Annotated in this window: 16 protein-coding genes; 8 read left to right on the top strand and 8 right to left on the bottom strand. The window is 58.9% G+C overall.

Annotation, left to right across the window (positions count from 1 at the left end):
• Window positions 1-10: 10 nt before the first annotated feature.
• The 3 genes from ahpF to EIY72_RS16080 all read right to left on the bottom strand — a co-directional run bounded on the left by ahpF (window position 11) and on the right by EIY72_RS16080 (window position 3,354).
• On the bottom strand, window positions 11-1,573 hold the full coding sequence (gene ahpF / locus EIY72_RS16090; RefSeq protein ID WP_093220187.1) for an alkyl hydroperoxide reductase subunit F: 1,563 nt from the start codon (window positions 1,571-1,573) through the stop codon (window positions 11-13).
• 140 nt (window positions 1,574-1,713) lie between these two features.
• Window positions 1,714-2,277, bottom strand: coding sequence for an alkyl hydroperoxide reductase subunit C (ahpC, locus tag EIY72_RS16085; RefSeq protein ID WP_007975937.1), 564 nt, complete (start codon window positions 2,275-2,277; stop codon window positions 1,714-1,716).
• Between the two features lie 105 nt (window positions 2,278-2,382).
• A complete protein-coding gene (locus EIY72_RS16080; RefSeq protein WP_093220183.1) occupies window positions 2,383-3,354 on the bottom strand; it encodes a site-specific integrase in 972 nt (323 codons plus the stop codon).
• 177 nt (window positions 3,355-3,531) lie between these two features.
• Here EIY72_RS16080 and EIY72_RS16075 point away from each other — a divergent pair, with 177 nt between their 5' ends.
• Window positions 3,532-4,542, top strand: a complete 1,011-nt coding sequence (locus EIY72_RS16075; RefSeq protein WP_093220180.1) for a DNA-binding protein — start codon at window positions 3,532-3,534, stop codon at window positions 4,540-4,542.
• Here EIY72_RS16075 and gorA read toward each other — a convergent pair.
• Both gorA and galU read right to left on the bottom strand, forming a co-directional pair.
• Window positions 4,539-5,897: a glutathione-disulfide reductase gene (gene gorA, locus EIY72_RS16070; RefSeq protein WP_093220177.1), complete on the bottom strand. Its 1,359-nt coding sequence runs from the start codon at window positions 5,895-5,897 to the stop codon at window positions 4,539-4,541. The genes EIY72_RS16075 and gorA overlap by 4 nt on opposite strands.
• Window positions 5,898-6,027: 130 nt before the next feature.
• Window positions 6,028-6,867 carry a UTP--glucose-1-phosphate uridylyltransferase GalU gene (galU, locus tag EIY72_RS16065; RefSeq protein ID WP_093220174.1) on the bottom strand — a complete coding sequence of 280 codons (840 nt, stop codon included), beginning with the start codon at window positions 6,865-6,867 and terminating at the stop codon, window positions 6,028-6,030.
• Between the two features lie 288 nt (window positions 6,868-7,155).
• Between galU and EIY72_RS16060 the strand changes: the two genes are divergently transcribed.
• Both EIY72_RS16060 and EIY72_RS16055 read left to right on the top strand, forming a co-directional pair.
• Window positions 7,156-7,344 carry an SH3 domain-containing protein gene (locus tag EIY72_RS16060; RefSeq protein ID WP_093220171.1) on the top strand — a complete coding sequence of 63 codons (189 nt, stop codon included), beginning with the start codon at window positions 7,156-7,158 and terminating at the stop codon, window positions 7,342-7,344.
• Window positions 7,345-7,479: 135 nt separating this feature from the next.
• Entirely contained in the window at window positions 7,480-7,761 is a 282-nt protein-coding gene (locus EIY72_RS16055; RefSeq protein ID WP_093220168.1) for a hypothetical protein, read from the top strand.
• Window positions 7,762-7,773: 12 nt separating this feature from the next.
• Here EIY72_RS16055 and EIY72_RS16050 read toward each other — a convergent pair whose 3' ends face one another.
• The gene (locus tag EIY72_RS16050; protein WP_093220165.1) at window positions 7,774-8,004 is read right to left on the bottom strand and encodes a hypothetical protein; all 231 of its coding nucleotides are present in this window, start codon (window positions 8,002-8,004) and stop codon (window positions 7,774-7,776) included.
• 72 nt (window positions 8,005-8,076) lie between these two features.
• Complete coding sequence (locus tag EIY72_RS16045; protein ID WP_093220162.1) at window positions 8,077-8,433, bottom strand: hypothetical protein; 357 nt, start codon at window positions 8,431-8,433, stop codon at window positions 8,077-8,079.
• A gap of 199 nt (window positions 8,434-8,632) precedes the next feature.
• Here EIY72_RS16045 and EIY72_RS16040 point away from each other — a divergent pair, with 199 nt between their 5' ends.
• From EIY72_RS16040 to ada, 5 genes are all read left to right on the top strand, one after another.
• Window positions 8,633-8,935 (top strand): DUF1883 domain-containing protein, encoded by a 303-nt coding sequence (locus tag EIY72_RS16040; RefSeq protein WP_057400164.1) that lies wholly within the window; start codon window positions 8,633-8,635, stop codon window positions 8,933-8,935.
• A 28-nt stretch (window positions 8,936-8,963) separates the two neighbouring features.
• Window positions 8,964-9,137, top strand: coding sequence for a hypothetical protein (locus EIY72_RS29955; RefSeq protein WP_093220158.1), 174 nt, complete (start codon window positions 8,964-8,966; stop codon window positions 9,135-9,137).
• Between the two features lie 118 nt (window positions 9,138-9,255).
• Window positions 9,256-9,960, top strand: coding sequence for a 2OG-Fe(II) oxygenase (locus tag EIY72_RS16035; RefSeq protein ID WP_093220155.1), 705 nt, complete (start codon window positions 9,256-9,258; stop codon window positions 9,958-9,960).
• Complete coding sequence (alkB, locus tag EIY72_RS16030; protein WP_093220152.1) at window positions 9,950-10,630, top strand: DNA oxidative demethylase AlkB; 681 nt, start codon at window positions 9,950-9,952, stop codon at window positions 10,628-10,630. Before EIY72_RS16035 ends, alkB begins: the two co-directional genes overlap by 11 nt.
• 88 nt (window positions 10,631-10,718) lie before the next feature.
• Window positions 10,719-11,783 (top strand): bifunctional DNA-binding transcriptional regulator/O6-methylguanine-DNA methyltransferase Ada, encoded by a 1,065-nt coding sequence (gene ada / locus EIY72_RS16025; RefSeq protein WP_093220149.1) that lies wholly within the window; start codon window positions 10,719-10,721, stop codon window positions 11,781-11,783.
• Here ada and acuI read toward each other — a convergent pair whose 3' ends face one another.
• Window positions 11,784-12,767 (bottom strand): acrylyl-CoA reductase (NADPH), encoded by a 984-nt coding sequence (gene acuI / locus EIY72_RS16020; protein ID WP_093220146.1) that lies wholly within the window; start codon window positions 12,765-12,767, stop codon window positions 11,784-11,786.
• Window positions 12,768-12,889: the final 122 nt, after the last annotated feature.

Genomic DNA, 12,889 nt, shown 5'->3' with positions numbered 1-12,889 from the left:
AGCGTCCGGTTTACGCCGGGGCTGAAGTGCGGATCAAGTGATCGAAAGCACTCAGCGAAGCCTTGGCCCCCTCGCCCACTGCAATCACGATCTGCTTGTACGGCACGGTGGTCACGTCACCTGCGGCGAACACGCCCGGCACGGAAGTTTCACCACGGGCGTCAACGATGATCTCACCACGGGGCGACAACTCGATGGTGCCTTTGAGCCAATCGGTGTTAGGCAGCAAACCGATTTGCACAAAGATCCCTTCCAGCTCAACGGTGCGCAGTTCGTCCGTCTGACGATCCTTGTAGCGCAGGCTATTGACCTTCTGGCCATCGCCGGTCACTTCGGTGGTTTGCGCACTGGTGATCACGGTGACGTTCGGCAGGCTGTGCAATTTGCGCTGCAAGACCGCATCGGCGCGCAGTTGCACGTCGAACTCCAGCAAGGTGACGTGGGACACAATACCGGCCAGGTCGATGGCCGCTTCGACGCCGGAGTTACCGCCACCGATCACCGCGACACGCTTGCCCTTGAACAGAGGACCGTCACAGTGCGGGCAGTAAGCCACGCCCTTGTTACGATACTCCTGCTCGCCCGGCACGTTCATTTCACGCCACCGCGCGCCGGTCGCCAGGATCACGGTCCTGGCTTTGAGCTTCGCGCCGCTGGCGAAATGAACCTCGTGCAACTCGCCAGTTTTACCCGGCAGCAACTTGTCGGCACGCTGCAGGTTCATGATGTCCACGTCGTACTGCTTGACGTGTTCTTCCAGCGCCACGGCCAGCTTCGGCCCTTCGGTTTCCTGAACGGAAATGAAGTTCTCGATGGCCATGGTGTCCAGCACCTGCCCACCAAAACGTTCAGCCGCGACACCGGTACGGATGCCCTTGCGCGCCGCGTAGATCGCCGCCGAAGCACCGGCCGGACCACCGCCGACTACCAACACATCGAAGGCTTCCTTGGCACTGATCTTCTCGGCCTGGCGCTCGATGCCGCTGGTGTCGATCTTGGCGAGTATCTCTTCCAGGCCCATACGACCCTGACCGAAGTTCACACCATTTAGGTAGATGCTCGGTACCGCCATGATCTGGCGCTCATCGACTTCAGCCTGGAACAGCGCACCGTCGATGGCAACGTGACGGATGTTCGGGTTCAGCACGGCCATCAGGTTCAGCGCCTGGACCACGTCCGGGCAATTCTGGCAGGACAACGAGAAATAAGTCTCGAAGTTGAACTCGCCCTTGAGCGAGCGAATCTGTTCGATCACTTCGGCACTGGCTTTCGACGGGTGACCGCCGACTTGCAGCAAAGCCAGTACCAGCGAAGTGAATTCATGCCCCATCGGGATGCCGGCGAAACGCAGGCTGATGTCCGCGCCAGGGCGATTGATCGAGAACGATGGCTTTCTTGCATCGTCACCGTTGTCGAGCAAAGTAATCTGGTTGGAAAGGCTGCTTACGTCTTTCAACAGTTCGAGCATTTCCTGGGATTTCGCACCGTCGTCGAGGGAGGCAACGATCTCGATCGGCTGGGTGACCCGTTCCAGGTACGATTTCAACTGGGCTTTAAGATTGGCGTCCAACATACGGGCGATTTCCTTTTTGCTGTTTCATTTAACGCAGACATAAAAAAACGCCCGAGCGAGTCTCGCCCGGGCGTTTTTATTGGGCGGTGCAGCTTACTTAAGTAGGTGCGGCGTACCGCCCTGTTGCAGCAGTCACAGACTTAGATCTTGCCGACCAGGTCCAGGGACGGTGCCAGAGTGGCTTCGCCTTCTTTCCACTTGGCTGGGCAAACCTGGCCCGGGTGAGCAGCCACGTACTGGGCGGCCTTGATCTTGCGCAGCAGCTCGGAAGCGTCACGGCCAACACCGCCATCGTTGAGTTCAACGATCTTGATCTGGCCTTCAGGGTTGATCACGAAGGTGCCACGATCAGCCAGGCCAGCTTCTTCGATCAGTACATCGAAGTTGCGGGAGATGGCGTGGGTCGGGTCGCCGATCATGGTGTACTGGATCTTGCCGATGGCTGGCGAAGTGTTGTGCCAGGCAGCGTGGGCAAAGTGAGTGTCGGTGGAAACGCTGTAGATCTCGACGCCCAGTTTCTGGAACGCGTCGTAGTTGTCAGCCAGGTCTTCCAGCTCGGTCGGGCATACGAAGGTGAAGTCTGCCGGGTAGAAGAAAACAACGGACCACTTGCCTTTCAGGTCAGCGTCCGAGACTTTCACGAAGTCGCCGTTCTTGAATGCATCAGCTTTGAAAGGTTTAACTTGGCTGTTGATGATAGGCATCGTTGACTCTCCGTCAGGGGTTAAGAAGTTGATGGAGAGAACTTTACCCACTCGACGGACAGAAGGCTCATTGGCAAACCTGATGCCGCTGATTTGTTTTCGCTATTAGCCGACTGTATTAATAGAAGAATTCGGTATCTGCGCTGCCACGGGCTTTTCCGCGCTGAGGGCCATGCCGGCAAACGGGCTGGCATCGATATAGCGCATGGCCGACTTCATGTCCTTCCAGCCGACATACCCCATCAATGACTTCATATCCCAGCCACTCTGGTGCGCCCAGGTGGCAAAGCCGCGGCGTAACGAATGGCTGGTGTACTGCTCGGCGGCAATGCCCGCGCGACCCAGGGCTTGCCGTAGCAACGGAATGACGCTGTTGGCGTGCAACCCCTCCTCGCCCAAATGTCCCCAGCGATCAATGCCGCGAAACACCGGCCCGCGCACCAACGCTGCTTCAGTGATCCAGTCGATATAGGCCTGCACCGGACACAGCCGTTGCAACGCTGGTGTTTGAAAAGTCTTGCCGAGGTTTTCCCGGTCACTCTTGCTGCGCGGCAAATACAGCGTGATGCCGGAGCCGGCAACGGCCTGCACATGCTCGATTTGCAGTCGGCACAGCTCATCGCTGCGAAAGCCGCGCCAGAAGCCCAACAGGATCAACGCCAGGTCACGCCGGGCGCGCAGCAACCCCGGCCGATCAGCCTGTGCTTTCGCCGCTTGAATCTCTTGCTCGAGACGACCGACCACTTGCTCCAGGTGCTGCAGTTGCAACGGCTCAGCCTGCTTTTCCTGGGCCGGATGCAAGGCGCGAATCCCCTTGAACACCTTGCGCACCACCGGCGCCTTGGTGGGATCGGCGAAGCCCTGGCTGTTGTGCCATTGCGCCAACGCCGACAGGCGCAATTTCAGCGTATTGATCGATAGCACACCAGCGTGCGCCACCAGATAACGCGCCACGCTGTCAGCGGTCGCCGGCAGAAAACCGCCCCAGGTCACTTCGAAATGCTCAATGGCTGCCCGGTAGCTGCGACGGGTGTTGTCGCGGGTGGCGGCTTGCAGGTAACGATCCAGCTCGGTCATGGGGCGATTCTCGAATTCATACTGCTTTTAACGGTCAAAAACCGGCAAGCCGTTCATCACACGGGGTAATACCAGTATATCCCGTGTGATTTGATCAGCGTATTTAACTTTTATCATTCGATGGTACAATGTGTATTTACGTATTACGTACCACATCTGAGAATCACAGGAAAAGTCATGGCCCGTGGCGGCGTTAACAAAGCAACAGTTCAGGCAGCACGGTTGGCGATCCTCGCCCGCGGCGAGAATCCGAGCATCGATGCAGTACGGATAGAAATGGGCAATACCGGCTCGAAAACCACGATCCATCGTTATCTCAAGGAACTGGGCGGCGCGGACGAGCCTGTCGAGCCCTCTGCAGAGCCGATTGATGATGAGCTGTTGGCGCTGGTTTCGCGCCTGGCGCAAAGGCTCAAGGAACAAGCACAAGAGCCTGTGGATCAGGCCCGCGAGCAGTTCGAACAGCAGCGTAAATCCCTGGAAACACAATTGACCGAGGCCCAGGAAAACAACACCGAACTGCACCAGCAGTACGAATTTCAAAGCCTGGCCCTGGCTCAGGAATCGGAGGCGTTGCAAGACACCCGCTCGATGCTGCAATCGGAACAGACCCGCAACGCCGGATTGAACCAGGCACTGGCGGATTTCGAATTACGCTTGAAAGACAAGGACGAGCAAATTCGCTCGCTGGAAGAGAAGCACCTGCATGCACGCGACGCGCTGGAGCATTATCGCAATGCCGCAAAAGAGCAGCGTGAGCAGGAACTGAGCCGTCACGAAGGGCAAATGCAGCAGGTGCAGATGGAGTTGCGCCAGGCCCAGCAAAGTGCGCTGGTTCGTCAGGATGAAATCACCCAACTGCATCGTGATAACGAACGCCTGCTGACCGAGAACCGTGGCACCTTGCGCGAGCTGAACCTGATGCAGGAACAACTGCGCCAAAGCAACACTCGCCAGGATCAGCTACTGGAACAGGCCGCCCGCGTCGACAGCGAACGCACCCTCCTCCAGGAACGCTTGCGCGTTGCCCTGCTGGAAAGCCAGGCGCTCAAACAGAATATCGACGAGCAGGCGCAGAGCCACAAGGCTCTGGAATCGGAACTCGCCAGAACCCGCGCAGATCTGGAGGAACGCGCTCGTCTGGCTGCGGCCATGACGGCCGCAGCAGACGCAGCAAAGAGCGATTAACCGGCGACCGGCGTACGCATGGTGACAAACTCTTCGGCGGCCGTCGGGTGCACCCCGATGGTCTCGTCGAAGTGACGCTTGGTGGCGCCAGCTTTCAAGGCAATGGCCAGGCCCTGGACGATTTCACCCGCCTCCGGTCCAACCATGTGGCAACCCAGCACCTTGTCGGTGTTGGCATCCACCACCAGCTTCATCAGGGTGCGCTCCTGGCATTCAGTCAGGGTCAGCCTCATCGGCCGGAAGCGGCTTTCGAAAATCTGCACCTCATGGCCGGCTTCGCGGGCTTCTTCCTCGGTCAAACCGACGGTGCCAATGTTCGGCAGGCTGAACACCGCCGTCGGGATCATCTTGTAATCCACCGGGCGATATTGCTCTGGCTTGAACAGACGACGCGCCACGGCCATGCCTTCAGCCAGTGCCACCGGCGTCAACTGCACCCGGCCGATCACATCACCCAGCGCCAGAATCGACGGTTCGGCGGTCTGATACAGCTCGTCGACTTCGACAAAACCTTTCTTGTCTAGCTTCACTGACGTGTTTTCCAGCCCGAGGTTGTCCAGCATCGGACGCCGACCCGTAGCGCAGAACACGCAATCGGCTTCGAGCTGGCGACCATCCTTGAGCGTGACCTTCAGGCTGCCATCGGCTTGCTTGTCGATGCGCTCGATGTCCGCGTTGAATTGCAGGTCCATGCCCCGCTTGGTCAGTTCTTCCTGCAAGTGCTTGCGTACAGAACCGTCGAAGCCGCGCAGGAACAGATCGCCGCGATACAGCAGCGTGGTGTTGGCGCCCAGACCGTGGAAGATGCCGGCGAACTCCACCGCGATGTAGCCACCACCGACCACCAGCACGCGCTTGGGCAGTTCTTTCAGGAAAAACGCCTGATTGGAACTGATCGCATGCTCATGCCCGGGAATGTCCGGGATCTGCGGCCAGCCGCCGGTGGCGATTAGAATGTTCTTCGCAGTAAAACGCTCGCCATTGACCTCGACCTGATGCGGATCGACGATCTTGGCATGACCTTCATGCAGGGTGACGCCGCTGTTGACCAGCAGATTGCGATAAATGCCATTGAGGCGATTGATCTCGCGGTCCTTGTTAACGATCAGGGTCGGCCAGTCGAACTGCGCCTCATCCAGACTCCAGCCGAAACCCGAGGCCTGCTCGAAGTCTTCAGCGAAATGCGCGCCATAAACCAGCAGCTTCTTCGGCACACAACCGACGTTCACACAGGTCCCGCCCAGGTAGCGACTCTCGGCCACCGCCACTTTCGCGCCAAACCCGGCCGCAAACCGTGCAGCCCGCACACCGCCGGAACCGGCACCAATCACATAAAGGTCAAAATCGTAGGCCATTTTCAATCTCCTCGGCAGGGCACCAGCATACCCGCAGACGCTTATGGAGCAAGCATTGCGATGGAAATGGGGGCCTGAAAACAAAAAAGCCACCCGAAGGTGGCTTTCGTTACAAGCGGATCAAGCGCTCTTAGTAAGCCTTGCCCGTCTTGTAGAAGTTCTCGAAGCAGAAGTTGGTTGCGTCGATGTAGCCTTCAGCGCCACCGCAGTCGAAACGCTTGCCTTTGAACTTGTAGGCAATCACGCAACCGTCCTGCGCCTGTTTCATCAGGGCGTCGGTGATCTGGATTTCGCCGCCTTTACCTGGATCGGTTTGCTCGATCAGGCTGAAGATGTCCGGGGTCATGATGTAGCGACCGATGATCGCCAGGTTCGACGGGGCGTCTTCCGGCTTTGGCTTCTCGACCATGTTGCGCACGCGGTACAGGTCGTCACCGATCAGGTCACCGGCAATCACACCGTACTTGCTGGTTTCCTGCGGGTCGACTTCCATGATCGCAACGATGGTGCAGCGGTACTGTTTGTACAGCTTGACCATCTGCTTCAGGACGCCGTCGCCTTCGAGGTTGACGCACAGGTCGTCCGCCAGGACCACGGCGAACGGTTCGTCACCGATCAGCGGGCGTCCGGTCAGGATCGCGTGACCCAGGCCTTTCATTTCGGTCTGGCGCGTGTAGGAGAACGAGCACTCGTCCAGCAGACGACGGATGCCGACCAGGTATTTCTCTTTGTCGGTGCCCTTGATCTGGTTTTCCAGCTCGTAGCTGATGTCGAAGTGGTCTTCCAGAGCGCGCTTGCCACGGCCGGTCACGATGGAGATTTCGTTCAGACCGGCATCCAGTGCTTCTTCGACGCCGTACTGGATCAGTGGCTTGTTTACCACCGGCAGCATTTCTTTGGGCATGGCTTTAGTCGCTGGCAGGAAGCGAGTACCGTAACCGGCTGCTGGGAACAAGCATTTCTTGATCATAAAAGTCCTTGAAAGGGCTGTGTGTACGAGTTTCGGCGCAGTCTAATCAGGCCGCGAGCACCTTACAATGCCCCGCACTGGCTAACTGATGCCAAGATAGAGAATTATTCTTGCCGTTAGTTCCCTGTGAGGTTCACAGGACGCCGCATAACCCCTTATTGATAGCAGAACGTCGCACATTTGCACGTTTTTTGCCTGCCAGGAACGTCTTTGCCTGCGCCCGCCGATCCCCTCTACGGGTATTTGACGCTATCATGGCGCAATTGAACCGAACAAAGAGGCAAGTAGATGTCGGCAGCAAAAAGCGTCAACGGGTTCCTGATCACTCAGGCGAAAGATGGCCAATGGTGGGTGGGCAGCGTTGCCGGCGAGAACATTGCCGGGCCGTTTCCGAGCGAAGCGCTGGCCATCGAGGTCGCCTCGGTGCTGGAACTGGAGCACCCGGAGCCGAAACGACGCGGCAAAGACAAGGGCTGATTGCCCTCTTTCGAGAAGAGCCCTGCCCCTGCAGGGCTTTTTTGTGAATTTCTGTTGAGTTGTGGCCTTTGGCTATAACCTTTTCGACGCGTCGTTGTCACAGCCTTAGCCTATCCCCCTGACGACGACCCCACCATGAACAAATGCCTGCCTTTGATTGCGATTCTGGCCCTGAGCGGCTGCGCGACCACCGAACCGACCTACCTGAAAAACGGCGAACAAGGACTGACCATCGACTGTTCCGGCGAGGCCAACTCCTGGGCAACCTGCTATGAAAAAGCTGACGCATCCTGCGCTGGTACCGGTTATCGGATTGTCGGCACCGACGGCACACCGGCCACTAAAGAGAGCGACAAGACCCTGGGTGCCGACGTCGGCAACTACAAGAGCCGCAGCGTATTGGTGATGTGCAAGTAGCGGCGCCCTGCCCTACATGTGAATTTCGGCGAACTTGATCCCCAGCCCGCGAATGGTTGCGATCAGGTCATCAAGCTGGCTGAAGGACTCGACTTCATCGTTGTCATCGACCAGGAAAAAACTGCGTCCACCGCTCTTCTTGAAAAACACGATCCACTCGCCCGGATCAGCCGGGTTCTGAATCACGTGGGTGGCGGATATATGCCCGCCGGCATGGCGCTCGCGCACCGTTTCTCGCTTCATGTCCGACTCCAGAAAAGACAATGCCGCCAAAGCCTGGCTTTGACGGCACTTGTACTGACTGTCGACAGTCTATCAGCCCGATATGCATGCATTCACGGCATCGCCCACATCATGGGGCCGCACCGGCACGTTGGACATGCGCTCGTGCAACTTGATGCTGCTGCCACTGGAGCGCTCCTCGATATCGATAACGGCCGCCGGCCCCGAAGAAAACTTCTGCGGCACGATCACCCGCACCCCATCCTTGTGCGGTTCGATCTGCAAGGCGCCACGGCTGGAGGCCAGTTTTTCGCTGACGCATTGTGCGAACTCGTGGGGTTTCTTGCCCGATATCACGTTCATGGTCGGCAACGATTGATTGATTTCCGCAACGTTCGCACAACCACTCATCGCCAATGCCAGCGGCAGCAGCCAAAAAGCCCACTTCATACAAAACCTCCGGTAAAGACTGTCGGACAGCACAGATGCAGATTTTCTCCGAGATGGGCGGTTTTATCGCTCATCAATCGCCGAATAACTGTTTTTAATTGTCAATCCGGGCCCTCGCCGCCGGATAATTACCCATTCGGGCTGATAAACTGCGCCCATCGTTTTGATTTTGTAGAAAAAGCCCTTCTGGAGGCGCCTCATGAAATTTATCCATCAGCGCGAGCATCTTAATGAAGACGACATTGTCGTCATTCAATGCTCGCAAATGTGCAACATCCGCCTGATGAACGACGCCAACTTCCGCAGCTTCAAGAATGGCGGTCGTCATACCTACCACGGCGGCGCGTTCGACACCTTCCCGGCCCGTATCACCGCACCGAGCACCGGTTTCTGGAACATCACCATCGATACCGTCAACCGCCGTGCCATCAGCGTGACGCGCAAGCCGACCCTGACCCACTCGATCAAGATCATCCGTCGCTCCAGCTCGAAACTGAGCTGAGTAACCTCCGACCTCAAGACAGGCAGACATGACAGTGGCCCAAACGACCAAATACGTCATCAAGTACAAGCTCAACGGCGAACGCCGCTTCGAATTCGCCCAGCTGCAACACGGCACGGCCGAAGAAGCCAAGGCCGCGCTGGACGCCATCCATGGCCAGGACGACGTGATCAGCGAGATCAGCGTCAGCAAGGCGTTGTAAGCCAGGCCGCAGCGACAACCCGGAAGTCGCCTCCCGCAAGGATTTGACCGCAAGCAGCGGAGTGTCCGTCGCCATCCTGTCGTCCAGACTGGCCCTTTGAACAACAAGAGGCCCGCCAATGAGCGAACATTATCTGGACAGGCTGGACTGGCGCCTGCTTGAACAGCAACTTGACCAGGACGGCTTCGCGGTCATTCCGGCGCTGCTCAGCCGTCAGGCGTGCGACGCCGTCGCGGCCCTATACGATCAGCCCGAACCCTTTCGCTCGCACGTGATCATGGCCCGGCACGGATTCGGCCGGGGCGAGTACAAGTACTTCTGTTACCCCCTGCCCAATCTGCTAGCTCGCTTGCGCAGCGCGCTGTACCCACGCCTGGTGCCCATCGCCAATCGCTGGCATGAACAGATGGGCTTGCCGGTACGATTCCCGGTGTCTCACCAAGCTTTTCTTGAACGCTGCCATGCCGCCGGTCAGTTGCGGCCGACTCCGTTGTTGCTGCGCTACGGACCACAGGACTACAACTGCTTGCATCAGGACCTGTATGGCGAGCACGTTTTCCCGCTGCAGGTGGCGATTTTGCTGTCAGACCCGGAACAGGACTTTACCGGCGGCGAGTTCGTCTTGACCGAGCAGCGCCCGCGGATGCAATCGCGCCCCATGGTCGTCGGACTGAAAAAAGGCGACGGATTGATCTTCGCCGTCAACCAGCGACCGGTCAAAGGCAGTCGCGGTTACTATCGAGTGACGCTACGTCACGGTGTCAGTCGCCTGCACAGCGGAAACCGGCATACCCTTGGAATCATCTTTCACGATGCGTCATGACCCGATGAACCCGATAACCTTTGATCTGTTTGCCGATGCCGAGCCCGAGCAGTTACCCAGGCGCGAGCAGATCGGCGAACAGTCCTGCGTCCTCCGGGGTTTTGCCCTACCGTGGATGGAGCGCCTGTTGCCTGCGCTGGCGTCGGTGCTGGAGGCCGCACCTTTTCGGCAGATGGTCACGCCGGGGGGCTTCACCATGTCCGTGGCCCTGAGCAGTTGCGGAACACTGGGCTGGACCACCGACCGCAGTGGCTATCGCTATACACGCCTCGACCCGCAAACCGGGCAGCCGTGGCCGGCGATGCCCGAGGTGTTCCTGCAAATGGCGCAAGCAGCCGCCAAAGAAGGCGGATTCGACGACTTCGTCCCCGATTCCTGCCTGATCAATCGCTACATCCCCGGGGCGAAGATGTCATTGCACCAGGACAAAGACGAAAAGTCCTACGGCGCGCCCATTGTGTCCGTGTCGTTGGGCTTGCCGGCGATGTTCCTGTTCGGAGGTTTTGAACGCAGCGACAAAAGCCTGCGTATCCCCTTGTTCCACGGTGACATCGTGGTCTGGGGCGGCGTCGATCGCCTGCGTTATCACGGCGTGTTGCCGGTCAAGGACGGCGAGCATCCACGGCTGGGCGAGCAACGCATCAACTTCACCTTTCGCACCGCCGGATGAAACCTTCGAATTTGACCGCAAGCGCCGGAGTGCCAGGGCAATCCCCCATGGTTAATGTGCAGCGACCCACCCCAAAGGACATGACGCCATGACTCGCCAATCGAACCAGATCAGCATCGAAAACGATCCACGTTGGGCCGCCGTTGTTGCCCGTGACACCAAGGCTGACGGGCAATTTGTCTACGCGGTAAAAACCACCGGCATCTACTGCAATCCGAGCAGTCTGGCGCGTTTGCCCAATCCGAAGAATGTGTTGTTCTTCGACAGCGCTGAACAGGCTCAGGCGGCGGGTTATCGCCCCAGCAAGCGCGCGACCCGCGACCAGAGCGACCTGGCTGCGCAACATGCGGCAACGGTAGCCGCGGCCTGTCGCCGGATCGAACAGGCAGAAGCACTTCCGGCCCTGAGCGAACTGGCCGATGCGGCCGGTCTCAGCAGCTTTCACTTCCACCGGGTGTTCAAGGCCGTCACCGGCCTGACACCCAAAGGCTATGCAGCCGCCCACCGCTCACGCCGGGTTCGCCAGCAACTGAGCGATGGCAACTCGGTGACCGATGCCCTGTACGAGGCCGGCTTCAATTCCAACAGCCGCTTTTATGAGGCCGCCGATCAACTGTTGGGGATGAAGCCTGCGGACTACCGCGCGGCCGGCCAGAACAACGATATTCGCTTCGCGGTCGGTCAATGCTCACTGGGGGCGATCTTGGTGGCGCAAAGCGAGCGCGGGGTGTGCGCGATTCTGCTGGGCGATGATCCGCATCAATTGGTGTGCGATCTGCAGGACAAGTTTCGCCGGGCGAACCTGATTGGCGCCGACCCTGAATTCGAGCAACTGATTGCCCAGGTGGTCGGTTTCATCGAAGCGCCCGCCATCGGCCTGGACTTGCCCCTGGACGTACAGGGCACGGCATTTCAGGAACGGGTGTGGCAAGCCTTGCGCGAGATTCCGGTGGGTAGCACCGCCAGCTATGCCGAGATCGCCCAGGCCATCGGCGCGCCGCAAGCGGTTCGCGCCGTGGCCCAGGCCTGTGGCGCGAACAGCCTGGCCGTGGCGATTCCTTGCCATCGCGTGGTGCGCAGCGATGGCAATCTGTCGGGGTATCGCTGGGGCGTCGAACGCAAACGCCAGTTGCTGGAGCGTGAATCGCGCTGATCAGCGATTCACATCGACCACCACCCGCCCGCGCAATTGCCCGGCGAGCAAGCGCGGCGCGGCGTCGATGGCTTCGCTCAAAGCGATTTCATGACTGATCAGCGGTAACAACGCAAAGTCCAGATCCGTGGCCAGGCGGTTCCAGGCTTCGATCCGTTTGGCCTTGGGCTGGGTCACGCTGTTGATGCCGGCCAGGGTTACGCCACGCAGAATGAACGGCGCGACAGAGGCCGGAAAGTCCATGCCTTGAGCCAGACCGCAGGCGGCCACGGTGCCATTGGCCTTGGTGCTGGCGCAGGCATTGGCCAGGGTGTGGCTTCCCACCGAATCAATGACCGCAGCCCAACGCTCCTTGGCCAGCGGTTTGCCCGGCGCTGACAAGGTCGCGCGGTCGATGATTTCACTGGCGCCCAAGCGCTTGAGGTACTCGTGTTCCGATACACGCCCTGTAGAGGCAACGACCGTATAACCGAGCTTTTTCAGTAAGGCGATAGCGAAACTGCCTACACCGCCATTGGCACCTGTAACCAGCACTTCACCTTGATCAGGTGTGACGCCGTTGTGCTCCAGGGCCAGGATGCACAACATTGCGGTGTAACCGGCGGTGCCGATGGCCATGGCCTGGGCCGCAGTGAACGCCTTGGGCAGCGGGATCAACCAGTCGCCATTGAGTCGCGCTTTCTGTGCCAAACCACCCCAATGCCCTTCACCCACACCCCAGCCATTGAGCAGGACTTGATCACCGACCTTGAAGTCCGGATGCCCGCTGACTTCGATCGTGCCTGCCAGATCGATGCCCGGCACCATCGGGAATTTACGCACCACCGGGCTGCTGCCGGTGATCGCCAGGCCATCCTTCAAGTTCAGCGTGCTGTAGGCCACGCGCACTGTCACATTGCCTTCGGGCAACTGCTCCTCGCTGATCTGCTGCAGGGTGGCCCGGTAACCGCTGTCGTCCTTGTCGATCAAAATGCCTGTGAACATGGCTGCCTCTCAATGGAATCAATCGGGATAGGGTGCAATTCAAATAGCATGGAGCAACATTTTGCAGTACCCGACTTTAATCCAATCGCTCAAAGCCGCGGGTGTTTTCAGCAGCCACGGCT

The organism is Pseudomonas vancouverensis, assembly GCF_004348895.1.
Classification (GTDB): domain Bacteria; phylum Pseudomonadota; class Gammaproteobacteria; order Pseudomonadales; family Pseudomonadaceae; genus Aquipseudomonas; species Aquipseudomonas vancouverensis.
This window is presented reverse-complemented; position numbering and strand designations above follow the sequence as displayed.

Bases quoted from the DNA above. Each gene is read 5' to 3' on its own strand.
- ahpF (WP_093220187.1), bottom strand. From the start codon at position 1,573: ATGTTGGACGCCAATCTTAAAGCCCAGTTGAAATCGTACCTGGAACGG.
- ahpC (WP_007975937.1), bottom strand. From the start codon at position 2,277: ATGCCTATCATCAACAGCCAAGTTAAACCTTTCAAAGCTGATGCATTC.
- EIY72_RS16080 (WP_093220183.1), bottom strand. From the start codon at position 3,354: ATGACCGAGCTGGATCGTTACCTGCAAGCCGCCACCCGCGACAACACC.
- EIY72_RS16075 (WP_093220180.1), top strand. From the start codon at position 3,532: ATGGCCCGTGGCGGCGTTAACAAAGCAACAGTTCAGGCAGCACGGTTG.
- gorA (WP_093220177.1), bottom strand. From the start codon at position 5,897: ATGGCCTACGATTTTGACCTTTATGTGATTGGTGCCGGTTCCGGCGGT.
- galU (WP_093220174.1), bottom strand. From the start codon at position 6,867: ATGATCAAGAAATGCTTGTTCCCAGCAGCCGGTTACGGTACTCGCTTC.
- EIY72_RS16060 (WP_093220171.1), top strand. From the start codon at position 7,156: ATGTCGGCAGCAAAAAGCGTCAACGGGTTCCTGATCACTCAGGCGAAA.
- EIY72_RS16055 (WP_093220168.1), top strand. From the start codon at position 7,480: ATGAACAAATGCCTGCCTTTGATTGCGATTCTGGCCCTGAGCGGCTGC.
- EIY72_RS16050 (WP_093220165.1), bottom strand. From the start codon at position 8,004: ATGAAGCGAGAAACGGTGCGCGAGCGCCATGCCGGCGGGCATATATCC.
- EIY72_RS16045 (WP_093220162.1), bottom strand. From the start codon at position 8,433: ATGAAGTGGGCTTTTTGGCTGCTGCCGCTGGCATTGGCGATGAGTGGT.
- EIY72_RS16040 (WP_057400164.1), top strand. From the start codon at position 8,633: ATGAAATTTATCCATCAGCGCGAGCATCTTAATGAAGACGACATTGTC.
- EIY72_RS29955 (WP_093220158.1), top strand. From the start codon at position 8,964: ATGACAGTGGCCCAAACGACCAAATACGTCATCAAGTACAAGCTCAAC.
- EIY72_RS16035 (WP_093220155.1), top strand. From the start codon at position 9,256: ATGAGCGAACATTATCTGGACAGGCTGGACTGGCGCCTGCTTGAACAG.
- alkB (WP_093220152.1), top strand. From the start codon at position 9,950: ATGCGTCATGACCCGATGAACCCGATAACCTTTGATCTGTTTGCCGAT.
- ada (WP_093220149.1), top strand. From the start codon at position 10,719: ATGACTCGCCAATCGAACCAGATCAGCATCGAAAACGATCCACGTTGG.
- acuI (WP_093220146.1), bottom strand. From the start codon at position 12,767: ATGTTCACAGGCATTTTGATCGACAAGGACGACAGCGGTTACCGGGCC.